Annotated in this window: 23 protein-coding genes; 13 read left to right on the top strand and 10 right to left on the bottom strand. The window is 66.3% G+C overall.

Annotated features, from left to right (window positions below; genetic code table 11):
• Window positions 1–12: 12 nt before the first annotated feature.
• Complete coding sequence (yidC, locus tag ASE67_RS10840) at window positions 13–1710, top strand: membrane protein insertase YidC (RefSeq protein WP_055760658.1); 1698 nt, start codon at window positions 13–15, stop codon at window positions 1708–1710.
• Complete coding sequence (gene yihA / locus ASE67_RS10835; protein ID WP_055760655.1) at window positions 1707–2375, top strand: ribosome biogenesis GTP-binding protein YihA/YsxC; 669 nt, start codon at window positions 1707–1709, stop codon at window positions 2373–2375. The genes yidC and yihA overlap by 4 nt, the downstream gene beginning before the upstream one ends.
• Before the next feature lie 99 nt (window positions 2376–2474).
• Here the strand turns inward: yihA and ASE67_RS10830 are convergent, their stop codons facing one another.
• Complete coding sequence (locus tag ASE67_RS10830; protein ID WP_235511874.1) at window positions 2475–3116, bottom strand: exopolysaccharide biosynthesis protein; 642 nt, start codon at window positions 3114–3116, stop codon at window positions 2475–2477.
• A 52-nt stretch (window positions 3117–3168) separates the two neighbouring features.
• Between ASE67_RS10830 and ASE67_RS10825 the strand changes: the two genes are divergently transcribed.
• A complete protein-coding gene (locus ASE67_RS10825) occupies window positions 3169–3837 on the top strand; it encodes a glutathione S-transferase family protein (protein WP_200922221.1) in 669 nt (222 codons plus the stop codon).
• Window positions 3838–3980: 143 nt separating this feature from the next.
• On the opposite strand, the gene ASE67_RS10820 is transcribed toward ASE67_RS10825, so the two are convergent.
• The gene (locus ASE67_RS10820; RefSeq protein WP_055760649.1) at window positions 3981–4739 is read right to left on the bottom strand and encodes an alpha/beta fold hydrolase; all 759 of its coding nucleotides are present in this window, start codon (window positions 4737–4739) and stop codon (window positions 3981–3983) included.
• A 150-nt stretch (window positions 4740–4889) separates the two neighbouring features.
• Between ASE67_RS10820 and ASE67_RS10815 the strand changes: the two genes are divergently transcribed.
• Window positions 4890–5534, top strand: a complete 645-nt coding sequence (locus ASE67_RS10815; protein WP_082457065.1) for a YitT family protein — start codon at window positions 4890–4892, stop codon at window positions 5532–5534.
• Between the two features lie 4 nt (window positions 5535–5538).
• Here ASE67_RS10815 and ASE67_RS18785 read toward each other — a convergent pair whose 3' ends face one another.
• On the bottom strand, window positions 5539–6240 hold the full coding sequence (locus ASE67_RS18785; protein ID WP_055760646.1) for a methyl-accepting chemotaxis protein: 702 nt from the start codon (window positions 6238–6240) through the stop codon (window positions 5539–5541).
• Window positions 6241–6389: 149 nt separating this feature from the next.
• On the bottom strand, window positions 6390–7415 hold the full coding sequence (locus tag ASE67_RS10805; protein WP_055760643.1) for an aspartate-semialdehyde dehydrogenase: 1026 nt from the start codon (window positions 7413–7415) through the stop codon (window positions 6390–6392).
• A gap of 229 nt (window positions 7416–7644) precedes the next feature.
• Here ASE67_RS10805 and ASE67_RS10800 point away from each other — a divergent pair, with 229 nt between their 5' ends.
• Entirely contained in the window at window positions 7645–8007 is a 363-nt protein-coding gene (locus ASE67_RS10800) for a hypothetical protein (protein WP_055760639.1), read from the top strand.
• Between the two features lies 1 nt (window position 8008).
• Here the strand turns inward: ASE67_RS10800 and ASE67_RS10795 are convergent, their stop codons facing one another.
• Both ASE67_RS10795 and ASE67_RS10790 read right to left on the bottom strand, forming a co-directional pair.
• Window positions 8009–10231, bottom strand: a complete 2223-nt coding sequence (locus ASE67_RS10795; protein ID WP_055760636.1) for a S9 family peptidase — start codon at window positions 10229–10231, stop codon at window positions 8009–8011.
• A gap of 216 nt (window positions 10232–10447) precedes the next feature.
• Entirely contained in the window at window positions 10448–10930 is a 483-nt protein-coding gene (locus ASE67_RS10790; RefSeq protein WP_055760633.1) for an SH3 domain-containing protein, read from the bottom strand.
• A 98-nt stretch (window positions 10931–11028) separates the two neighbouring features.
• On the opposite strand from ASE67_RS10790, the gene ASE67_RS10785 reads away from it, so the two are divergent.
• On the top strand, window positions 11029–12030 hold the full coding sequence (locus ASE67_RS10785) for a 2-hydroxyacid dehydrogenase (RefSeq protein ID WP_055761607.1): 1002 nt from the start codon (window positions 11029–11031) through the stop codon (window positions 12028–12030).
• 8 nt (window positions 12031–12038) lie between these two features.
• Entirely contained in the window at window positions 12039–12653 is a 615-nt protein-coding gene (locus ASE67_RS18205; protein WP_156348587.1) for a hypothetical protein, read from the top strand.
• Between the two features lie 137 nt (window positions 12654–12790).
• Here the strand turns inward: ASE67_RS18205 and ASE67_RS10775 are convergent, their stop codons facing one another.
• Complete coding sequence (locus ASE67_RS10775) at window positions 12791–13471, bottom strand: glutamine amidotransferase-related protein (RefSeq protein WP_055760627.1); 681 nt, start codon at window positions 13469–13471, stop codon at window positions 12791–12793.
• Window positions 13472–13598: 127 nt separating this feature from the next.
• Between ASE67_RS10775 and ASE67_RS10770 the strand changes: the two genes are divergently transcribed.
• Window positions 13599–13793: a hypothetical protein gene (locus tag ASE67_RS10770; RefSeq protein WP_055760625.1), complete on the top strand. Its 195-nt coding sequence runs from the start codon at window positions 13599–13601 to the stop codon at window positions 13791–13793.
• Window positions 13794–13867: 74 nt separating this feature from the next.
• Here the strand turns inward: ASE67_RS10770 and ASE67_RS10765 are convergent, their stop codons facing one another.
• Entirely contained in the window at window positions 13868–15271 is a 1404-nt protein-coding gene (locus tag ASE67_RS10765; RefSeq protein ID WP_055761604.1) for an NAD(P)H-dependent flavin oxidoreductase, read from the bottom strand.
• A gap of 132 nt (window positions 15272–15403) precedes the next feature.
• On the opposite strand from ASE67_RS10765, the gene ASE67_RS10760 reads away from it, so the two are divergent.
• Window positions 15404–15877 (top strand): hypothetical protein, encoded by a 474-nt coding sequence (locus ASE67_RS10760; RefSeq protein WP_055760622.1) that lies wholly within the window; start codon window positions 15404–15406, stop codon window positions 15875–15877.
• Here ASE67_RS10760 and ASE67_RS10755 read toward each other — a convergent pair.
• Both ASE67_RS10755 and ASE67_RS10750 read right to left on the bottom strand, forming a co-directional pair.
• Window positions 15874–17010, bottom strand: coding sequence for a glycosyltransferase (locus ASE67_RS10755; RefSeq protein WP_055760619.1), 1137 nt, complete (start codon window positions 17008–17010; stop codon window positions 15874–15876). The two genes, ASE67_RS10760 and ASE67_RS10755, sit on opposite strands and share 4 nt — an antisense overlap.
• Window positions 17007–17909, bottom strand: a complete 903-nt coding sequence (locus ASE67_RS10750) for an alpha/beta fold hydrolase (protein ID WP_055760616.1) — start codon at window positions 17907–17909, stop codon at window positions 17007–17009. The genes ASE67_RS10755 and ASE67_RS10750 overlap by 4 nt, the downstream gene beginning before the upstream one ends.
• A gap of 18 nt (window positions 17910–17927) precedes the next feature.
• Between ASE67_RS10750 and ASE67_RS10745 the strand changes: the two genes are divergently transcribed.
• The 4 genes from ASE67_RS10745 to ASE67_RS10730 all read left to right on the top strand — a co-directional run bounded on the left by ASE67_RS10745 (window position 17928) and on the right by ASE67_RS10730 (window position 22074).
• Entirely contained in the window at window positions 17928–19415 is a 1488-nt protein-coding gene (locus ASE67_RS10745; RefSeq protein ID WP_055760615.1) for a protein adenylyltransferase SelO family protein, read from the top strand.
• Between the two features lie 84 nt (window positions 19416–19499).
• Window positions 19500–20909 carry a succinylglutamate-semialdehyde dehydrogenase gene (astD, locus tag ASE67_RS10740; RefSeq protein WP_055760611.1) on the top strand — a complete coding sequence of 470 codons (1410 nt, stop codon included), beginning with the start codon at window positions 19500–19502 and terminating at the stop codon, window positions 20907–20909.
• A gap of 83 nt (window positions 20910–20992) precedes the next feature.
• The gene (gene cobA, locus ASE67_RS10735; RefSeq protein WP_055760608.1) at window positions 20993–21781 is read left to right on the top strand and encodes a uroporphyrinogen-III C-methyltransferase; all 789 of its coding nucleotides are present in this window, start codon (window positions 20993–20995) and stop codon (window positions 21779–21781) included.
• Complete coding sequence (locus ASE67_RS10730) at window positions 21778–22074, top strand: DUF2849 domain-containing protein (protein WP_055760604.1); 297 nt, start codon at window positions 21778–21780, stop codon at window positions 22072–22074. The genes cobA and ASE67_RS10730 overlap by 4 nt, the downstream gene beginning before the upstream one ends.
• The last annotated feature ends 86 nt before the right edge of the window (window positions 22075–22160 follow it).

Raw genomic sequence — 22160 nt, 5'->3', positions numbered from 1 at the left:
CAAGGATTTCGCGTGAAGAACGACCAGAAGAATTTCCTGCTGTTCGCGGTACTGGCTGCGCTGGTGCTGTTCGGCTGGCCGTATATCGCCAACCATTTCTTCCCGGCCGCGAACCCGCCCGTGACGAAGCTGGAGGACGGCAAGAGCAAGCCCGTCGCCAATCCCGCGACCGATCCTGCCGCCGACACCGCCAATGCGATTCGCGACCGGGCGCAGGTGCTGCGCGAAACCCCGCGCGTGGCGATCGAAACGCCGGCGGTGCGCGGCTCGATCAACCTGCGTGGCGGGCGGATCGACGACCTGGTGCTGCTGCGCCACAAGGAAACGATCGCGAAGGATTCGCCCCCCGTCCGGCTGCTGTCGCCGTCGGGCACGGCCGATGCCTATTTCGCGCAGTTCGGCTGGAGCGGCACGGGCATCACCCCGCCGCCCGCCGATGCGCTGTGGACCGCCAGCGGTACCAAGCTGACCCCGACCACCCCGGTTACGCTGACGACGCAGGCGGGCAGCCAGCGCTACCTGATGCAGATCGCGGTCGACGCCAACTACATGTTCACCGTGCGCCAGAGCATCGTGAACACCGGGGCGCAGCCGGTGCAGGTCGCGACCTATGGCCTGCTCAGCCGCCGCGGCGCGCCGGTCGACAAGGACACGATGACCATCCAGGTCGGCCCGATCTACGAAGCCGGTAACGGCGTGAAGTTCGACGTCGATTACAAGGATATCGACGCCACGCCGACGACCTTCGGCGCAAAGGGCGGCTGGCTCGGCTTCACCGACCATTACTGGATGACCGCGCTGATCCCCGATCAGAACGTGCAGCACGGCCTGACGCTGAAGGGCGGCGACCAGCGGCACCAGGCGGATTACCGTTCGCCGACGCTCGCCACGCTGAACCCCGGCCAGGCGATGACGCAGAGCGCGCGCTTCTTTGCCGGTGCCAAGGAGAACAAGGTCCTGAACGCGTATGAGGAACAGGGCGTGCCCTATTTCTCGCGCTCGATCGACTGGGGCTGGTTCCGCGTCGTCGAGGAACCGATCTTCGTCTATCTCGACTGGCTGTTCCGCATGGTCGGCAACTTCGGCGTCGCGATCATCCTGCTGACGCTGACCATCCGCGGCCTGATGTTCCCGATCGCCCAGCGCCAGTTCGCCTCGATGGCCGCCATGCGCGCGATCCAGCCCAAGCTGAAAGTGCTGCAGGAACGCTACAAGGACGACAAGCCGCGTCTCCAGCAGGAGATGATGGCGCTGTACAAGACGGAAAAGGTGAACCCGGTCGCCGGCTGTTTGCCGACGCTGATCCAGATTCCGATCTTCTACGCGCTGTACAAGGTGCTGTTGCTGACCATCGAAATGCGGCACCAGCCGTTCGTCGGCTGGATCAAGGATCTGTCCGCGCCCGATCCGGCGACGATCCTGAACCTGTTCGGCTATCTCGACTTCACGCCGCCGCACTTCCTGGCGATCGGCATCGTGCCGGTGCTGCTTGGCATCTCGATGTACTTCCAGTTCAAGCTGAACCCGGCGCCGATGGACGACATGCAGAAGCAGGTATTCGGCCTCATGCCGTGGGTGCTGATGTTCATCATGGCCCCATTCGCGGTCGGGCTGCAGGTGTACTGGATCACGTCGAACCTGCTGACGATCGCGCAGCAGCAGCTGCTCTATTCGCGGCATCCGGGCATGCGACAGGCCGCCGCGAAATGAACGACCTGCCGCCCCCCCCGCCCGGTGACGACCGCTTCGATCCCGACCAGATCGAAGCGGCACGCAAGATTTTCGCGGGACCGATCCAGTTCCTGAAGTCGGCGCCGTCGCTCGATTACCTGCCGTCACCAGACGTACCGGAAATCGCGTTTGCCGGTCGTTCGAACGTCGGCAAGTCGTCGCTGCTCAACGCGCTGACCGGTCGCACGTCGCTCGCCCGCACCTCGGTCACGCCGGGGCGTACGCAGGAGCTGAACTTCTTCGACATCGGCGAACCGCTGAAATTCCGGCTGGTCGACATGCCGGGCTATGGCTTTGCCAAGGCGCCCAAGGACATGGTCCGCAAGTGGCGCTATCTGGTGAACGACTATCTGCGCGGGCGGCAGGTTCTGAAGCGCACCCTCGTGCTGATCGATTCGCGCCACGGCATCAAGGATGTCGACCGCGAGGTGTTCGAGATGCTGGACAAGGCCGCGACCAGCTACCGCATCGTCCTGACCAAGACCGACAAGATCAAGGCGACCGAACTAGAAGCGGTGTACGCGGAGGTCGGTGCGGAAGTCCGCAAGCGGCCGGCCGCGCATCCGGACGTGATCTCGACGTCGAGCGAAAAGGGCATGGGCATCGCCGAACTCCGCGCGGCGGTGATCGAGTCTATCGGCTGAACACGGCCGGTGTATCCCCGCGCAGGCGGGGATCCAGGGTAATAGCGCGCGACGTTCGTGGCTCTGGGCCCCCGCCTGCGCGGGGATACACCGGCGTTTCTATCCGCCCCTCGACACGAACAACCCCGCCCCCAACGCCACCGCGCCCACCGACAGCGCGCAAGCGACAATCATCAACATCCCGTCGCGCACCAGCAACGCGATCCCGAACGCCATGATCGCCGCCATCGGCGCGGTGCTGGCGAAGGGCAGCAGCTCCAGCGGCGGCACGGTCAGGCACAGCAGGATCACCGCGACCCCTGCGACCTTCACCATCGGCCCCTTGGTCAGCGCGGGCAGGCGGCCGTGAAACCACTGGTCTATCCGCCGGGCGATCGGCCGGGTCTTGTCGGCGACCTTGACCAGCTTCGCCCCCTTCAGCCCGCGATTGGCAAGGAACCCCGGCAACCACAGGTGCTTGCGCCCCAGCACCAGCTGCGCCGCCAACAGGATCATCACCACCGCCATCGCCGTCGGCAGGCCCGGAATTCCGCCGACCGGGGATATGTCGATCAGCGGGAAGATGATGAAGAACGGGCCGTACGCCCGCTGGCCCAGCGCCTCCAGCGCGTCGCCCAGCTTCGCCTTGTCGTCGCCCGCCTGTTCGCCGAGGTCCCGCAGCCGGTCGAGCACCTCGCCCACGCTGTGCGGATCGCCGCTTTTGTCGTTATCCGCCATGCACTTGCCAACGGATCGTTCCATGGCCGGTTCCAACCGCTCGACACGGCCGTCCGCGCATGGCACGACCCGGCCCATGCTGAAGCTCATCATCGGGAACAAGGCCTATTCCTCCTGGTCGCTGCGCGGCTGGCTGGCGGCCAAGCTGTCGGGCCTGCCGTTCGAGGAGGTCGTCGTGCCGCTGTACGACGCCGATTGGGACAAGCGCCGCGAGGGCGACGAGTTTGCCCCGTCGTCGGGCAAGGTCCCGATCCTGTGGGACGGCGACGATATCGTCGTGTGGGACAGCCTGGCGATCGTCGAATATCTGAACGAGAAGTCGGGCGGCGACAAATTCTGGCCGGCCGATCCGGCGGCACGCGCCATGGCGCGGTCGATGGCAGCGGAGATGCATTCGGGCTTCGCGCCCTTACGCCGCAAGCACAGCATGAACGTCCGCCAGGTCTATGACCCGACCCAGCCTGACGCCGACGTCGCGGCCGACCTGTCGCGCATCTACGAGCTATGGGCGCAGGCCCGCGCACGCTTCGGGCATGGCGGCGACTATCTGTTCGGCGACTTCGGCGCGGTCGACATCATGTTCGCCCCCGTGGCGACGCGCATCGTCACCTATTCGCTACCCTGCCCGCGCTTTGCGATGGGCTATATCATCACCCTGTTGCAGCACCCGTGGATGCAGGACTGGATCGCCGGCGCACAGGAAGAGGAATGGGTGCTGGAACAGTACGAGCAGCCGGTGAGGTAACGATCCTCCCCGCTCCGCGGGGAGGGGGGACCGCCGCGCAGCGGTGGTGGAGGGGGGTGGCCTCGCAACGCAACCGTAGCGGATGCCGATACCCCCCTCCACCAGCCTGCGGCTGGTCCCCCTCCCCGTGCCGGGGAGGATTTTTAGCTCAGGAACCCGGCGATCGCGTCGCCCAGTTCCTTCTTCACCACCGCGCTCATATGATTGCCCGGTGTCTCGACCAGCCGCGCATCGGGCAGCAGTTCCGCCAGTGCGGCATGGCTGCCATTGTCGTCGTCATCCTCGCCCGCCAGCACCAGCACCGGCTGCGCGATCGCCGCCAGTGCCTCGCGCGACGTATCGACGAACGTGTCGAGAATGCCGAGCAGCGCCACCGGATCGCCACCGGTGGTCTTCAGGAACGCTTCGGCCATCCACTCCGGCGATCCCCGCTCGAAACTGCCGAGGTTGGTCAGGATGCGCCGGAAATGCGCCGCACGCCGCCCGGTGTCGAGCAGTCCTTCGAGGCCCATCCCGCTCAGCACCAGCCGCCCCGGATTGGCCCCCATCGTCACCATCCGCACCGCCGTCCGCGCGCCCAGCGAATAACCGCCGAGGTCGTAGTCACTTAGCCCCAGATGCGCGAGCAGCGCCATGCCGTCCCGCGCCAGCGCATCGGGCGGATAGGCCGCCGCGGCATGCGGCCGGGCGCTCGCGCCATGCGCGCGCAGGTCGGGCAGGATCACCCGCCGGCCCAGCGCCGCAATCTTCGCCGCATGACCATATTTGATCCAGTTGGTGTCGGCATCGCTGAAATAGCCGTGGATCAGCACGACCGGCCGCCCCTCGCCCATTTCATGCCAGGCAATCTCCACCCCGTCGAAGCTGGCGAAGCGATGGGTGGTGACGGGCGTCTGGGTCACGGGCCGGCGGTCCTTGGTTCGGGGCTTGGGAAAACAGGGCTATGCGCGGACCATTCCCGCCTGTCGAGCCGGCGGCGCACGCATTTGCCACTTCACCAGCGCGCGAAATCAAGTTAGTATCCAAAGCAACAAAAGAACAAGCGGGAGAGGGTGCCGGCCAGACCGGAGACCGACGCCATCACCCCCGCCCTGCCCCATAGCGGCGTGCCGCACAGCCGATCCGAAGATGTCTATGCGCTGGTCGTCGGTTGCGTGATGATCGCGCTCGGCCTTGCCATGTTGCATGCCGCTGGGCTGGTGACCGGGGGGATTGCCGGGGTCGCGCTGCTGGTGTCCTATCTGGTCCCGTTGCCGACCGGCGTGCTGTTCACGCTCATCAACATCCCCTTCTTCCTCTTTGCCCGCCGGGCGATGGGATCACGCTTCATGTGGCGCACCATCGCGGTCAATGGCGGGATCGCGCTGTTTTCCACCATGGCGCGCTACGGCTTTCGCATCGTGGAGGTGCATCCCGCCTTTGCCGCCATCGCCGGGGGCACGGTGATCGGCATGGGCATCCTGGCGCTGGCCCGGCACGATGCGGGGGTCGGCGGCACCGGCGTCGTCACCCTATGGCTGCAACGCACGCGCGGCTGGAATGCCGGCCGCACGCAGATCGCGATCGACCTCGCCATCCTCGCCGCATCGTTCGCGGTGGTCTCGCCGGGCAAGGTTGCCTGGTCGGCGGTGAGCGCCGCGGCGATCAGCGGCATCCTGATCGCGTGGCATCGTCCGGGGCGCTACACCGGCTATTGACCGATCAGGCGGCGATGGCCGCGATCTGGTCGTTCGCGCGCAGCATCGCCGCTGCGCGTTCGGTGGCGTGGCGGATATCCTCGGCCAGCGACTTCACCTCGCGCGCGACGACCGCAAAGCCGGTCCCGGCCTCGCCCGCCCGCGCCGCCTCGATCGCGGCGTTCAGCGCGACGAGCCGGGTCTGCGCGGTGATGTCGCCGATCGACGTCACGATCCCCGCCAGCTGTGCCATGACCGATCGCAACGCGTCCGCCTGCCCCTCCAGCCGCGCCTGAAACCGCTGCCCTTCGTCGAAGCGCGTCTGCACCTCGCGTTCCAGCAGCACCTGGCGGGTCAGGTCGGTCGCGATCTTGACGATGGACGATGGCCTGCCGTCGGTGTCGAGGATCGGATTATACGTCGCCTGCAACCACACGTCGCGGCCCTGCCGGTCGACGCGGCGGTACATCCCGCTGTCGAACGCCCCGCTGCCGAGCTTGCACCAGAATTGCGCATAGGTCGCGGAACCGCTGTCCTCCGCGCGACAGAACATGCGGTGATGGTGACCGCGCACCTGCACCAGCGAATATCCCATGGTTTCGAGGAACAGGTCGTTGGCCCATAGCACGGTGCCGTCGAGCGCGAAGTCGACCACCGCCTGCGATCGGCAGATCGCCTCCCACGCGCCGACATATAGCGCGCCATCCCGGATACCCTGCGTGTCCATATGCGGATATTGCGCATCGGTTGGTTAAGGCGGCCTTAGCAAATGGGCTTTGCCAACCGTGGCCACGGCACGTCACCGTACGCAGCCCTCGCCCATCCGCGTCCGCTTCGTCCGCCGGACCGGTGCCGGAGGACGAAGCCGATCGCCGATCAGTCCTTCTTCAGATGCCGGCGGCCGAGCAGTTCGGCGATCTGCACCGCATTCAGCGCGGCACCTTTCCGCAGATTGTCTGACACGCACCACAGCGCCAGGCCGTTCTCGACGGTCGAATCCTCGCGCACGCGGCTGACATAGGTCGCGAAGTCGCCGACGCATTCGATCGGCGTTGCGTATCCGCCGTCCTCGCGCTTGTCGACCAGCATGATGCCGGGGGCTTCGCGCAGGATCTTCTGCGCGTCTTCCGCCGACAGTTCGTTTTCCATCTCGATGTTGATCGCTTCGGAATGGCCGACGAACACCGGCACGCGGACACAGGTCGCGGTCACCTTGATCTTCGGATCGAGGATCTTCTTGGTTTCGACCACCATCTTCCACTCTTCCTTGGTCGACCCGTCGTCGAGGAAGCTGTCGATGTGCGGGATCACGTTGAACGCGATCTGCTTCGTGAATTTCTTGGGCTCGGCGCTGTCGCCGACGAAGATGTTGCGGCTCTGTTCGAACAGCTCGTCCATCCCCGCCTTGCCCGCGCCCGACACCGACTGGTACGTCGCGACGACGACGCGGGTGATCTTTGCCGCATCATGGATCGGCTTCAGCGCGACGACCATCTGCGCGGTCGAGCAATTCGGGTTCGCGATGATGTTCTTGACGCGATATCCGTCGATCGCTTCCGGATTCACCTCCGGCACGATCAGCGGCACGTCGGGGTCCATCCGGTACAGCGACGAATTGTCGATCACGGTGCAGCCGGCGGCGGCGAACTTGGGCGCATAGACCTTCGTCGCCTCGCTGCCGATCGCGAACAGCGCCATGTCCCAGCCGGTGGGATCGAAATGCTCGATATTCTGGATCTTGTACTGCTTGCCGGTCTCACCGAAGTCGGCCATGTCGCCGGCCGAGCGCGACGATGCCAGCACCGCCAGATCGTCGATCGGAAACTCGCGCTCCGCAAGGATGTTCAGCATTTCGCGCCCGACATTGCCGGTCGCGCCCGCGACGACTACCCGATAACCCACTTGCTTACTCCGCGTTCTTAACTTGCGCGAACGCATAGTCGCCTTGGAAGAAAAGTCCAGCAGTTCGGGGAACGCGGCGGACTGCGGCCCGGCGCTTGCCCTCCGGGCGGCACGGTGCGCATCATTCCGACTGGATCGGAGGAACGGGATGATTGCACCACCCAAGTCGTTGAATCTGAGCGACATTGATGCGGCGCCTAGCCCGACCCCGCACCGTCATGGTACCGCGATGAGCCGGCGGTCGTGGGCCGCGCCGATCGTCGCCATCGCGTTCGTCGCGGGCACCGCGATCGGAACGACGGCCGGACTGCACTGGGCGACGCCGGGCGCACTGATCGAGGTGGAAACCTCGCCCGACCGCAAGGAGCGGGTCGAACTCTACCGCCCGGATCGCTGGCAACAACTGACCGGCCACCCTTCGGCCGACTATGCCGTCGCACGACTGTCCTCGGCCGCTGACGGCACCGTGTTGGCGACCAGCCCGCCCTTCTATCTCGACGGATCGGGGGCGACACGATGGTCGCCGCAGGCGGTCGAGATCGGCACCGCCGCCCGGTACGACCGGGCAACGGGCCGATGGTCGGTGCAATAGCTTACTGCTTGTCCTTCACCTGCCGGTCGAGGAAGGTCAGGATCGTCTTCCACAGATGCTCGCTGACACCGGGTCCGCCGACGCGGTGGGTCTGGCCGGGATAGAGCATCAGCTCGAACGGCGTCGCCGACTTCTGCATCGCCGCCATCATCGCGGTCGAATGTTCCAGCACGACGTTATCGTCGGCCATGCCGTGGATCAGCAGCAGCGGGTCGCGGATCTTCGCCGCATCCGCCACCGCCGCCGATGCAGCATAGGCTTCGGGCACGGTGCGCGGATCGCCCATATACCGCTCGGTATAATGGGTGTCGTACAGTTCCCAGCGCGACACCGGCGCACCAGCCACGCCGGCGGCGAACACGCCCGGCGCCTTCTCCAGCATCTTCAGCGTCATATAGCCGCCATAGGACCAGCCATAGGTCGCGATCTTGTCCGGCGCGACGAACGGCAGCGTCTTCAGATAGTTCGCGCCGGCGATCTGATCCTCGACCTCGACCGTGCCCATCGCGCGATAGATCTGGTTCTCGAACGCCTTGCCGCGTTCGGGCGACCCGCGATTGTCGATCTCGAACCAGATCCATCCCTGATCGACCAGATACTGCCTGAGTGCCCCGCCCCAGGCCCGGCGCACGACCTGGCTGCCGGGGCCGCCATAGTGCGAGAAGAACACCGGATAGCGCTTCCCCGGCTCCAGCTTCGGGGTAATCATGTTCCAGTGCAGCACCGACCCGTCGGCGGCCTTGATCTCACCGAACTGGGTCGGGCGATGGCTGGCAACATAGGGCGCATAGGGCTGGTCGCCGGTCAGCGCATTCTCGTTGATCCACGCGATCCGCTTCGCCGACGTATCCGCCAGATAGGTCTGCGCCGGCTGGTCGGGGTTGGAGCGGGTGACGATCAGCCGCGACGCCTTCCCATCCATCGACGCGCCGTACGACCAGCCGGCCTCGGTCATCCGTGTGACGCTGCCCGGCTTGTTCAGGTCGACGCGGTATAGCTGCCGCTCCAGCGCATCGTCCTTGTTCGCCAGGAAATAGACGCGGCCCTTCGCCTCATCGACCCCCGCCAGGTCGGCGACCATCCACTTGCCGCTCGTCAGCTGCGTCCACTTGCCCGCCTGCCAGCGGTACAGATGGCCGTACCCGTCACGCTCCGACCACCAGACAAGGCTACCGTCCTTCATCAGATGATAGGCGTCGGACAAATTGACCCAGCTCCTGGGGCCGGACTCCTCGGTGAACAGCACGCTCGACCGACCGGTCGCCGGATCGACCTTCAGCATGTCGAGCTTCGTCTGCGCTCGGTCCTGCCGCTGGACCAGCAGCGCCTTGCCATCCGGCGTCCAGTCGACCCGTGCCAGATAAATGTCGGGATCGGGGCCAAGGTCGACCTTCACCTTGCCCGACCCGTCCGGCTTCATCACATACAGCTCGACGAGAACGTTGGGCGTGCCGGCCTTGGGATAACGCTGCTGGTAGATGCTCGTCCCCTCGGCGCCGATCGCCGAACGGGTGACGATGCCGACCGGCGATTCATCGAAGCGCTCGACCGCGACCAGCCGGTCGTTCGGCGACCACCAATAGCCGGTGCGGCGGCTCATCTCTTCCTGCGCGACGAACTCCGCCTCGCCGAAATGGACGTTGTCCTTGCCCTCGGTGGTGAGCGCGATTTCCTTGCCGCTCTTCAGGTCGAGCGCGACGAGGTTCTGGTCGCGCACGAAGCTGACGAAATTCCCCTTGGGGCTGACCACCGGGTTCAGCTCGCCGCTGGTGCTGTTGGTCAGGCGACGGACCTCGCCGTCGATCGACGCGAGATACAGGTCGCCGTCCAGCGGGACGAGGATCGACTTGCCATCGGGCGCCCAGTCATAGGCGAGGATACCGCGCTTGCCGGTCAGCGAACGGTCGCGCTCGCGCTGCATCTTTTCCGCTTCGGACAGCGCGGCACCGGTGCCGACCTTCTTCGAATCGACCAACATCCGCCATTCGCGGGTGGTCGTGTCCATCGCCCACAGGTCGAACCGCTCGCGTTCGTCGGCGCGGTTGCGCAGCAGCGTGACGTACTTGCCATCGGGCGACAGCTTCAGGCTCTGCGGCTGGCTGCCGTTCAGGTCGGGGCTGGCGAACACCCGCTCCAGCGTGAGATCGCCGGGCTTTACCGGTTCACTCGCCATCCCGGCCGTTCCCATCGCCAGCAACGCCGCACCCATCAACCATTTTACCATAGTGCCCCGTATCCTCATCCGGCCACTTCGCGCCGGTAGTAACCGTTGTTATCGCTTGGGGCGGGGCAGAGGACAATGGTTGAGTTCGGCAAGTTGCGAACCGGTCCAGCCCACCGATGCCGTACCCCCGCGCAGGCGGGTGTCCAGGGCCACAGGCGCAAGCCTCGGTTGACTCGACCCTGAATCCCCGCCTGCGCGGGGATACTCGAGGCGACCCTACATCGTCTCGCCCGGATCGACGCCCCACAGCCGCGCCTGCTCGACATAGCCGCCACGCCCCTTCACATCGAAGAAGCACCACGCGCCATTGCACCGCGACAGCCGCCCGACGACGCCCGGCGCGGCACGCCACACCACCGCCGCGCCCGCCTGCGGCGATGCGCGCAGCTCGATCACCTCGCGCCCGACGAACCCGGTGCGCCGGTCGCTCAGTAGCCCGACCTGCAACCACCCGCGCGTGCCGTCGGGGTCCTCGACCCGGCGCCAGTCCTGATAGATGTCGAGCACCTTGATCGGCATGTCGGCGCGGCGATAGACCCATTGCGTCGGATAATTCTTGCCCGGCCCGCTGCGCATCCGCGCCTCGCCTGCCGCGATCGATGCATAATAGGGCGTCTTGCGGCGCTGCGCCTCGGCAGCTCCTGCCGCCATTATCGTCAGCATCGTCGCCACCACGACCGACCGCCCGCCCAAGCGCATGATATTTTCCCCGAATGTCCGTCCCTTGCCTCTATCGGCAACCACGCCCCCACGGCAAGCCGTTGACGCCGCGCGACCCAACCGCCAATCCCTATGCCATGGCCCCAGCATCCCCCCCGCCCCGCACCCCCAAAGTCCAGGTGACCCGGCGGCTGCCGGCCGCGACCGAGGGGCGGATGGCGACGCTGTTCGACACGGTCTTCAGCGCCGACGACCACGCCCTGTCGCGCGATGAACTGGCCGCCGCCATGGCCGATTGCGACGTGCTGGTCCCCGCCGTCACCGACGTGATCGATGCCGACCTGATCGCCGCCGCGCCCGATCGCCTGCGCCTGATCGCCAATTACGGCGCGGGCGTGAACCATATCGACCTGAAGGCGGCACATGCCCGCCGCATCCTGGTCACCAACACGCCCGGCGTCCTGACCGAAGACACCGCCGACATGGTGATGGCGCTGATCCTCGCCGTACCGCGCCGGCTGGCCGAGGGCGAAAAGCTGGTCCGCTCGGGCGAATGGAAGGGGTGGAGCCCCAGCGGGATGCTCGGTCACCGCATCGGCGGCAAGGCGCTGGGCATCATCGGCATGGGCCGCATCGGCCAGGCGGTCGCCCGCCGCGCCCGTGCCTTCGGCCTGTCGATCCATTACCACAACCGCCACCGCCTGCCCGAAACGGTCGAGGCGGAACTGGGCGCGACCTGGCACGGCGATCTCGACGAAATGCTGGGCGTCATCGACCTGCTGACGATCCACACACCGCGCAACGCCGATAGCGAAAACCTGCTCGACGCGCGCCGCATCGACCGCCTGCGCCGCCACGTCTACCTCATCAACGCCTCGCGCGGCGGCATCGTCGACGAAGAGGCGCTGGTCGACGCGCTTGAGCGTGGACGGTTGGCGGGTGCCGGGCTGGACGTGTGGGCGCACGAACCCGCCATCGACCCCCGTTTGCTGGCGCTGCCCAATGTGGTGATGACCCCGCACATGGGATCGGCCACGCTGGAGGGCCGCGTGGCGATGGGGGAAAAGGTGATTACCAACATCCGCGTCTGGGCGGACGGACACAGGCCGCCGGATCAGGTGCTGGATGGGTTGCGGTAGGTGCTACGATGACCTCTTGGTCGATTTATCAAGAACTGAGAGGCTGGCAGTCGGTCATCGGATCGGTCCTCGGCTTCGCAGGCCTTATTGCGGGCGCTCTTTTTAATGCGCATCTAAATCGTAAACGGGACGACAGACTGCGCGACGCAGAGGCTATCACACTTGCGCTCTCGCTTTACGGTGAGATCCTGCTTTTGAGAGAGAATATTGCAGCCATTGCAAGTGGCCTCGGTAGGTGGTTCATCGAACGAGGCGTATATGGCGATGACCTTCCAGAATATTATCGAGAAATATTTCCCATCCGGGAACCGACACTTTATAACGCACTCGCGCCAAAGTTAGGACTACTGAATCCTGATATGCTTTTGCCTGTGACCAGATTTTATTCTGATTACGAAGCGGCCACTGGCCATCTTCCCAAACTCTTCAAAAGCGATGAACGAAAAATTAGTTACGGCCCTGAATGGGTTATCGGGCCTGCCGTCAGCGCGGTCGAAGGCATCGAAATCGGGCTGCGTGAAATCGAACGTCTTGGCGGGATAAAACTGGCAGCAATCGCTCCCTCGCTGGGACAGGCAAAATACGCGGTCGAACTCGCCAAAGATATGCAACCCGACTACTGACGAAGTACTTTCCTACAAAATGTTAGCCTGTCAGTGTTTGGGGTTGAGAAGGTTGTACCCCGCCCTTTGACATCGCCATTCCAAACGCCACACAAACAGCGCACGAGTGTGAACTTAGTAAACTTTGGCCGAAAAGCTCAGCCTTCCAAGCCGCTTAGCCATTCGCCGATCATCGCCTGACCCGCGCGCACCGCCGCCGGTCCCAGCGTGCGATATTCCTCGGTCAGCGTGTCCCGATGCTTCGGGCAGTCGAGATAATCCAGCCACGCCTCGAACCGCGCATCCTCGCCCATCTCGGCATGGAATTGCAGCGCCAGCAGGTTGGCACCCCGCCGGAACCCTTGCCGGTAGCGCGCGGTCGTCGCCAGCAGCTCGGCCCCTTCGGGCAAATCGAACGTGTCGCCATGCCAGTGCAGCACCGGCACGCCCGCGACATGCGCCAGCGGCGATTCGATACCCGGCGTCAGGTCGACGGCGCCGAACCCGATCTCGCAACCGGTACCCTTGTACACCGGCGACCCCAGCGCCGCCGCGACCATCTGCGCCCCCAGACAGATGCCTAGCGTCGGCCGATCCGCCTCCAGCCGCCGCGACAGCGCCGCGATCTCGCCCGGTATCCACGGGTTGTCGACAACGTCATAGACCCCCATCGGCCCGCCCATCACGATCAGCAGGTCGGGACGGGTCAGGTCGGCGGTGGCGAACGCCGGATCGGTCACGTCGATCCGGTCGATGGCATATCCCGCCGCCTCGACGGGCACGCGGTACCCGGCGCAGCCTTCATACGGGACGTGGCGGACAATCAGCGCGGACTTCATGGGCACAGTCTATCCTGCGCAAGCTGAATGGCACCTGCAATGTTTCTTTGTATTGCCGTGGCGATGCTTTGGAACCCCGGCCGCGCCAAAACCATTTGCCTGCCGTAGCGTAAACCGGAGTAACCTTATGAAAAAGCTCGCAACCATCGTCCTCGCCCTCGCCGCTGGCAGCTCGCTTGCCGCCTGCTCGACGCTGCGCGGCGCAGGCATCGGTGCGGCGGGCGGCGCCGGCATCGCGGCGGCGACCGGCGGCAATGTCGAAAAGGGCGCGGCAGTCGGCGGCGTCGGTGGCGCGGTGGTCGGCACCGTCGTCGATGACTGATGCAAAAAGGGCCGGGGCAGCGCATCCGCCACCCCGGCCTGTCACCTTCGTGCCCTGACGGCGCGGGTCGCCGATCAGTCCCCGGTCAGGATGCGATCGACCAGCTGCTTCACGCTCGGCACGAACCCGTTGGAATAGAACGGATCGCGCTTGAAGTTGTAGGCGGCGTGGCCGGCGAACATCAGGTTCTGGTCGGTCGGGCCACCATGGGCGATGTCCTGCAACGTCTTCTGAATGCAGAAGCTGCGCGGATCGGCCAGCCGCCCGGTCGAGTTCGTCTCGCTGTCGGCCCAGCTCGAAAAGCTGCACTGCGACAGGCAACCCATGCAATCCGCCTGATCCTTGCGAATGATGCCCTTTTCCTCGGGTGTCACGAATACCAGCGTGTTGTCCGGGGTCTTCAGTGCATCGGTGAAGCCCGCGCCGAACCACTCGCGCGCGCGCAGCAGGTCGCCCTGCGTCACCCAGAAATTCTTGCCCTTCACGCCCACGTCCAGCTGGAACACATGGTCGCCCGCTTCTTGCGTCGAAAACGCGATCTGCCGTTCAGACCGCGCTTCCAGGTTGCGCAGGAACGGATTGCGCACCGCCGACGAATAGAAACCGGTCGGGCTGAACCGGTGCAGCAGCACCTCGCCCTCCTCGATCTCCATCAGCTTCGCCTTCCACTCCTCGGGGATCGGGCTTTCCTGCGTCAGCAGCGGGCGGGTGCCGAACTGGAACGCGATCTTGCCCAGCTCCGGGTTGTCGATCCAGTCGTTCCAGTCGCGCAGGTACCACACGCCGCCGGCCATCACGATCGGCACATCGTCGGAAATGCCGCCCTCGCGCATCGTCGCGCGCAGGTCGCGGACGCGGGGATAGGGGTCCTGCGGCTCCAGCGGGTTTTCGGCATTGGACAGGCCGTTATGCCCACCGGCCAGCCACGGGTCTTCGTAGACGACCGCCGCCAGCCATTCCGACGCCTTCGAATAGGCGCGCTTCCACAGCGCGCGGAACGCCCGGCCCGACGACACGATCGGGAGGTAGCTGACGCCGTAGGAAGCGGTGATTTCCGACAGCTTGTACGGCATCCCCGCGCCGCAGGTGACGCCCGACACGAGTCCCCGCGTCCGCTCCAGCACGCCGTGCAGGATGCGCTGGGCACCGCCCATTTCCCACAGGACGTTGATGTTGATCGCGCCGTTGCCGCCGGCGATCTCCCATGCGCGCCGCACCTGCTGCACCGCGCCCTCGATCGCATATTCGATCAGCTCTTCGTGGCGTTCGCGGCGGGTCAGCGCCTTGTACACCTGCGGAATGATCTTGCCCTCGGCATCATAGCTGTCAGCATTGACCGCCGACACGGTGCCGATCCCGCCCGCCGCCGCCCAAGCGCCGGCCGATGCGTGGTTGGTAGCGGCAACGCCCTTGCCCCCTTCGATCAGCGGCCAGACTTCGCGGCCGTTATAGACGATGGGCGACAGACCTTTGAACAACATGACCTCCAACGGGAACTTCGCAGCGGAACCGGCGCACCGCGCCACCGCATCAGGCCGTCATTAATCCCACCCGCGCCCGAACGCGAGCAAATTGCGTGCGCACCTTTGGGTAGCACGTTACCGTGCGCGATGCGGATCGGACTTTGCCTCGCCTCCCTCACCATCATCACGGCAAGTTGCGCCGCTCCGCCGAACCGTGAGCAGGTATTGATGGAGGAGATCGAGCGGACGATCCCGTTGCCAAACGACGCCACCCCCCTGCGAAACTATGCGCGCCACTATGCCTTTCGCGGCCCGACGATGGTGGAGGCGGTCTATGTCATTCCCTCCGTCCCAACCGACTGGCGCGACGGGATGGAAGTGATGACAGTCAGCGGCTCCCGTCCTGCCACGCCGCAGGAAATTGCGGAAACGGAGGCGTTGGATGCCCTGTCACGGGAGCAATGGGGCGAAGCGGGCAAGCGATACTGGCATTCCACGCCGGACGTCTTTCCGATCATGAGCGACGGCGGGTGCGATCAGATCAGCATCCTGTATGACGTCGCGGCCAAGCGCTTTCGGATGGCCGGCTGTAACGGCGAGGTGCCGCGGTCAACGTCCTAACCCAACGCTCCAGGCCGTCGCAACGCGCGCTCGTACAGCGCTTTGTACGCCGCGATCATCTTCGCCTCGTCGAACTCCGCGCGCGCCTTTGCCAGATTCGCCTCACCCACCCGCTGCCGGGCGGCGGCGTCGACCGCCAGCGTCTGCAACCGATCGCGCAGGTGCACCTCGTGCCGGTCGATGCCCATATACGGGTGGTTCTCTTCGGCCACCATCGCCATGATGTCGCCGACCGGCGGGGCCACTACCGGCAGGCCGGTCGCCATCGCCTCCATCACCGAAATCGGCTGTTGCTCGCTCCGCGACGACAGCGCGAAGATGTCGAACAGCCCCATGTAGCGATAGGGTTCGGGCAAGAAGCCGGGCAGCACCACGCGGTCGTCGATGCCCATCGCCTCGGCCGCGTCGAGGATCGCCTGCCGCTCCGGCCCCTCGCCGACGATGACCAGCCGGACCTTCACCGCGATTCCACCGACCGCGCGGACCAGCAGCGGCAGATCCTTGACCTCGCGCAGTCCCGCAACGGTACCGATCACGACCTCGCCCGGCTTGCGCTTCAGGCCGGGGATCGCATCCGCCGCGACCGGTTCGGCATAGCGGTCGACCGGGATGCCGTTGCCGATCAGGTGCAGGCGATGCTCCGGCTGCTTCCACGGCCCGCGCGCGACATGCATCAGCCGCTGCGACGGCACCACCAGCGCCTCCGCCGCGCCCAGGGCAAAGCGGCGATAGAGGTTACGCACCGGGTTCAGCCGGGTCGCCTCGTCCTCGTTGAAGCCGTCCTCGTGGTGGACGACCGGGGGCGCGCCCTTGGCGAAGACGCGCTTCGCCATCACCCCGTCGATCGCACCCCAGTTGTAGGTCAGCACCAGGTCGAACCGGCGCATGTACTTCGCGATCGCCTCGTACCGCGCGACCGACGGCTTGCCGGTCAGCGGCGGCGGGTTCTGCGCGATTTCGTAGCGGATATAGTCGGCAATCGCCGAGCGTGCCTCGGTTCGTTCCGGCACGCCCGACACGATGGTGTGCACCGCGCGGTCGCCCCAGGCGTGCATCAGCCGGATCGCGCGCGCTTCCTTACCCCCGTACGCGAACGACGAATGGAGGTGGAGGATGCGAACCGGTGCGCTCACGCCGCCGCCACCCGCGCCAGCAGCCGGTCGATCGCCGCAACCGATGCCGGTTCGGTCAGGATCGGCGCGTGGCCGACATCGGCGACGGTGGTCAGTTCCGCACCGTCGATCCGCTCGACCATCGCGTCGGCCACCCGCGCAGGCAGGATGTCGGACAGGCCGCCGCGCAGGATCGCGACCGGCTTGCCCGCCAGCGCGTCATAGGCACGCCACATGTCGGGACCTGCCTCGTTGCCCGGCACGCGGAACGGCTCGGCGATCTTCATGTCGTAGTCGAGCATGATCCGCCCGGCCGAATTCAGCCGGTGGAGGCGCTTCGCCATATGCAGCCAGTCCTGTACCTCATAGGCGGGATAGGCATCGCCATTTCCCTCGGCCAGCGCGCGGGCAGCGTGCATCCAGGTCGGGTGGCTGACCTGTTTGCCGACATAGCCGCGAATCCGCCCCAGCCCCGCCGGGTCCAGTTCCGGTCCGACATCGTTCAGCAGGGCGGCCGCAATCCGATCGCGATCGGTCGCCGCCAGCAGCATGGTCAGGATACCGCCCAGCGACGTCCCGAACGCGACGACGCGCGGCAGTTCCAGCTGGTTCAGCAGCGCCTCGACATCCTGCAGATAGACCAGCGGGACATAGGTCATCGGATCGCGGGCATAGCCGCTCTCGCCGCGCCCGCGCATCTCCGGCACGATCAGCCGCCACTGCCCGGCCAGCCGGTCGGCGACATCCTCCCAGTCGCGCGCATTGCGGGTGAGGCCATGCAGGCACAGGATCGCCGGACGATCCGCCGGGCCGCCCCCCTGCCCGCACCCCGGCCCACCATAGTCGCGATAATGCAGTCGGAGGCCGTCGTTCGACCACCAATAGCCATCGGTGAAGCGTTGCTTGTCCAAAAGCGCCATCGCACCCCATATCGCCGCATGGCCGAAAACCCGCAACCCGCTCGCTACCGTCCCCGCACCGATATTCTTGATTTGGGAGACGCGTTCTACGATGCCGTGCCGGCGGCGGCGTTTCCTGAACACATCCTGCGCTTCCGCAACGATCGGGCGGCGGCGGAGGTAGGCATCGTCGCGGCAGCCGACCGTACCCCCGCGCAGGCGGGGGTCCAGCGCCGGGTAGGACCGGCGGCCGCGTCTGTGGCTCTGGATCCCCGCCTGCGCGGGGATACGGAACGAAGCATCTCCCTCTCCGACGCCGAATGGATCGACCATTTCGGCCGCTTCACCCCCCTCCCCGCCAGCCTCCCCGAGCCGCTGGCATTGCGCTATCACGGGCATCAGTTCCAGTCGTACAATCCCGATATCGGCGATGGGCGCGGATTTCTCTATGCGCAGGTCACCGACCATCGTGACCGTTTGCTCGACCTCGGCACCAAGGGGTCGGGCCAAACACCGTACAGCCGCTTCGGCGACGGCCGCCTGACGCTGAAGGGCGGCGTGCGCGAGGTGCTGGCGACCGAGATGCTGGAGGCGCTGAACGTGCCCACCTCGCGCAGCTTCTCGCTGATCGAAACGGGGGAGGCATTGACGCGCGGAGATGAACCCTCGCCCACCCGGTCGGCAGTGCTGGTCCGGCTGAACCACAGCCATGTCCGCATCGGTACGTTCCAGCGACTGGCCTATGAACGCGACGCGGACGCGATGCGGCGGCTGGTCGACTATGTCCTGACGCGCCTTTACGACCAAACCCCCGGCAGCGACCCTGCGATCGCCTTGTTTGACGAGGCGGTCGGGCGCATCGCGACGCTGGCCGCGCGGTTCATGGCCGCCGGGTTCGTTCACGGCGTGCTGAACACTGACAATATCAACCTGACCGGCGAGAGCTTCGACTATGGTCCGTGGCGGTTCGCGCCGACTTGGGACGCCGGGTTCACCGCAGCCTATTTCGACCATCACGGCCTCTATGCCTATGGCCGGCAGCCCGACGCGATGCACTGGAACGCCATGCAGCTTGCGGTCGCGCTGCGCACCGTCGTCGATGCCCCGCCGCTGATCGCGATCCTCGAAACCTTCCCCGAACGCTATGCGAAGGCGGCGGCCGAAGCGGTGCTGTGGCGGCTGGGCGTAACGCCCCGTACCGATGCCGACGACCGTGCCCTCGCCGATGCGGTGACGACGGCATTGGCACGCTCGCGGATGCCGATCGATGCCTTTTATCACCAGGCCTCTGGCGGCTGGCTGCCCGAGGGAGAGGAATGGGCGGCGTTCGAGGAGGTGCGCGCCCGCCTGTCCGACTATCGCCCGCGTTCCGACCGCAGCCACCCCTATTGGTCCGACGCCGCCCCCTGTTCGCTGCTGATCGACGAGGTGGAGGCGATATGGGCGGCGATCGCCGATCGCGACGATTGGTCGTTGTTCGACACAAAGGTAGCGGCAATCCGGCGGATGGGCGCGGCGCTTACCTGATATCAACCCTCTTGCCGGCAAACTGGCATCGTGCCGCATTCTGGTTCAAGGTAGCGGCAAAGCAGGAACCGGACGACCATCAGCATGCCCGAACTTGTCTCGACCGAACCCGCCACCGGCGCGACGCTGTGGCGCGGCCCGATCGGCGATGTGGATACCGAGGTCGCCGCCGCCCGCGCGGGATGGGCCGGCTGGGCATCGCGGCCGCTCGCCTATCGCATCGAAGCGATGCGCCGCTTCGCCAATGTCGTGCGCAGCCGGTCGGAAGCCTTTGCCGACATCATCGCCCGCGAAACCGGCAAGCCGCTATGGGAAGCGCGCACCGAGGTTGAAACGGTCGTCAACAAGGTCGACATTTCGGTCACCGCCTATGCCGAACGCACCAGCCAGCGCCGGCTGGAATCGCCGCTCAACGCCCGCACCGCGCTCCGGCACAAGCCGCACGGCGTGCTGGCGGTGCTCGGGCCTTATAATTTCCCGGCACACCTGCCCAACGGCCACATCATCCCCGCACTGATCGCGGGCAATGCCGTGGTGTTCAAGCCTTCGGAAAAGACCCCGGCCAGCGGCGCCTTCCTCGTCGACTGCTACCGCGCGAGCGGCGTGCCCGAGGATTGCGTCCGCCTGCTGATCGGCGGCGCGCAGGAGGGGCGTGCCCTTGCCGCGCATCCCGATATCGACGGGTTGCTGTTCACCGGATCGGCGCGCACCGGCATCGCGCTCAACCGGCAGTTCGCCGATACCCCCGACAAGATCCTCGCGCTTGAAATGGGCGGCAACAACCCGATCGTCGTGTGGTCCACGCCCGACGTCTATTCCGCCGCCGTGCTGGTCGTGCAGTCCGCCTTCACCTCGGCTGGACAGCGCTGCACCGCCGCGCGCCGCCTGATCGTCGAGCGGCGCCTGGCCGAACCGCTGCTGGCCGAGATCAACCGGCTGTGCGAACGGCTTATCATCGGCGAACCGCATGCCGACCCGGCACCCTTTATGGGGCCGGTGATCGACAACGAAGCCGCCGACCAGCTGACCGAAAGCTTCCTGTCGCTGTCGGCGCATGGCGGACGGCCGCTGCGCTTCATGCAGCGGTTGGTGGAGGGGCGGCCGTTCCTGACGCCCGGCATCATCGACATGACCGATGCGACCGAACGCGCCGATGTCGAGCTGTTCGGGCCGCTGCTGCAGGTATTCCGCGTCGACAGTTTCGACGACGCCATCGCAGAGGCCAACAACACCCGCTACGGCCTGTCCGCCTCGCTCGTGTCGCAGGACCCGCAGCTCTACGACCGGTTCTGGGCCAATATCCGCGCCGGCATCGTCAACTGGAACCGCCCGACCAACGGCGCTTCTTCCGGTGCGCCGTTCGGCGGGATCGGCCTGTCGGGCAATCACCGCCCGTCGGCCTATTATGCCGCCGATTACTGCGCCTATCCGGTGGTGTCGGCCGAGGCGGAACAGGCGCGCGCTTCGATCGGCATCGGGCTGCGCAACGAATAGCGCCCCTGCCCTAAACAATCCCTACCCCGCGCCCAAGCAAGCGTCGGTTGCCTGAACACCGGCGCGGTCGCATCTAGCGTCGCATGGCTACGCTACTCGATCCGACCGCGCGCGGGCGCGTCATCCTTGTCGGTGCTGGTCCGGGCGATCCGGGACTGCTGACCGTGCGCGCGGTGGAGGCGCTCAAGACCGCCGATGTCGTCGTCCATGACGGGCTGATCGACCGCCGCGTGCTCGACCTCGCCCCCGCCGGTGCCCAGCGCATCTCGGTCGCCAAGCAGCGCGCGCGCCACACGCTGCCGCAGGAATCGATCAACGCGCTGATCGTCGCGCACGTCAAGACCGGCGCGATCGTCGTCCGGCTGAAGGGTGGCGATCCGTTCATTTTTGGCCGCGGTGGCGAGGAAGTCGAAGCGGTGCGCGCCGCCGGACTGCCGGTCGAGGTCATCCCGGGCGTGTCGGCCGCGCTTGGCTGTGCCGCCGGCGCGATGCTGCCGCTGACCCACCGCGACTGGTCTTCGGCGGTCAGCTTCGTCGCCGGCCAGTGCAAGGGCCTCTCCGAACAGGACTGGTCGGGCCTCGCCGGGCATGGCCGCACGCTGGTGATCTACATGGGCGTCGCGACGGCAGAGGCGATCGCCGACAAGCTGATGGCCGATGGTGTCGCCCCCGACATGCCGGTTGCCGTGCTGGAGCGCGGCACCTATGCCGACGCCCGCGCGCTGCGTACCCTGCTCGCCGACTTGGGCCCGATGGTCGCGCGGGAGGATGTCAAAAGCCCGGCGGTGATCGTCGTCGGCGAAGTGGTCCAGCTGGCCGATGCCGAGGACAAATTGGGCGCATGGGCCAAGGCGGCGGAGGTACTGGCGTGAAATTGCTGACCGGAAACGACCTCGCCAGCGGCGACGTGACCTGGTGGACCGGCAGCGACTGGTCGCGCCATGTCGAGGATGCGGCCGACGTCGGCGCGGACGGCGACCGCATCGCGCTGGTCGAGGAAGCGGCGCGGCGGGTCAACGTGCCCTATGTGATCGACGCGGTGGCGACCCCCGAAGGCCCCCGCCCGGCGCATATCAAGGACCGCATCCGGGCCCTGGGTCCAACGGTTCGCGCCGACCTGACGCTAAAGCCCGCCGACCCCGATGCAGGGGCATGGGTGATATAGATCCTCCCCGGCACGGGGAGGGGGACCATGCGCAGCATGGTGGAGGGGGCTGTCCGGCTTCACCACGGCTGCGTTGTGCGGCACTC

The sequence above is a fragment of the Sphingomonas sp. Leaf23 genome, from assembly GCF_001421585.1.
In the GTDB taxonomy this organism is placed as follows: domain Bacteria; phylum Pseudomonadota; class Alphaproteobacteria; order Sphingomonadales; family Sphingomonadaceae; genus Sphingomonas.
This window is presented reverse-complemented; position numbering and strand designations above follow the sequence as displayed.

Excerpts from the sequence above, each read along its gene's own strand:
- yihA (WP_055760655.1), top strand. The coding sequence starts at position 1,707 with ATGAACGACCTGCCGCCCCCCCCGCCCGGTGACGACCGCTTCGATCCC.
- ASE67_RS10760 (WP_055760622.1), top strand. The coding sequence starts at position 15,404 with ATGCGGATCGGACTTTGCCTCGCCTCCCTCACCATCATCACGGCAAGT.
- ASE67_RS10800 (WP_055760639.1), top strand. The coding sequence starts at position 7,645 with ATGAGCCGGCGGTCGTGGGCCGCGCCGATCGTCGCCATCGCGTTCGTC.
- ASE67_RS10790 (WP_055760633.1), bottom strand. The coding sequence starts at position 10,930 with ATGCGCTTGGGCGGGCGGTCGGTCGTGGTGGCGACGATGCTGACGATA.
- ASE67_RS10750 (WP_055760616.1), bottom strand. The coding sequence starts at position 17,909 with ATGGCGCTTTTGGACAAGCAACGCTTCACCGATGGCTATTGGTGGTCG.
- ASE67_RS10785 (WP_055761607.1), top strand. The coding sequence starts at position 11,029 with ATGGCCCCAGCATCCCCCCCGCCCCGCACCCCCAAAGTCCAGGTGACC.
- ASE67_RS10825 (WP_200922221.1), top strand. The coding sequence starts at position 3,169 with ATGCTGAAGCTCATCATCGGGAACAAGGCCTATTCCTCCTGGTCGCTG.
- ASE67_RS10775 (WP_055760627.1), bottom strand. The coding sequence starts at position 13,471 with ATGAAGTCCGCGCTGATTGTCCGCCACGTCCCGTATGAAGGCTGCGCC.
- ASE67_RS10770 (WP_055760625.1), top strand. The coding sequence starts at position 13,599 with ATGAAAAAGCTCGCAACCATCGTCCTCGCCCTCGCCGCTGGCAGCTCG.
- ASE67_RS10795 (WP_055760636.1), bottom strand. The coding sequence starts at position 10,231 with ATGGTAAAATGGTTGATGGGTGCGGCGTTGCTGGCGATGGGAACGGCC.
- astD (WP_055760611.1), top strand. The coding sequence starts at position 19,500 with ATGCCCGAACTTGTCTCGACCGAACCCGCCACCGGCGCGACGCTGTGG.
- cobA (WP_055760608.1), top strand. The coding sequence starts at position 20,993 with ATGGCTACGCTACTCGATCCGACCGCGCGCGGGCGCGTCATCCTTGTC.
- ASE67_RS18205 (WP_156348587.1), top strand. The coding sequence starts at position 12,039 with ATGACCTCTTGGTCGATTTATCAAGAACTGAGAGGCTGGCAGTCGGTC.
- ASE67_RS10745 (WP_055760615.1), top strand. The coding sequence starts at position 17,928 with ATGGCCGAAAACCCGCAACCCGCTCGCTACCGTCCCCGCACCGATATT.
- ASE67_RS10830 (WP_235511874.1), bottom strand. The coding sequence starts at position 3,116 with ATGGAACGATCCGTTGGCAAGTGCATGGCGGATAACGACAAAAGCGGC.
- ASE67_RS18785 (WP_055760646.1), bottom strand. The coding sequence starts at position 6,240 with ATGGACACGCAGGGTATCCGGGATGGCGCGCTATATGTCGGCGCGTGG.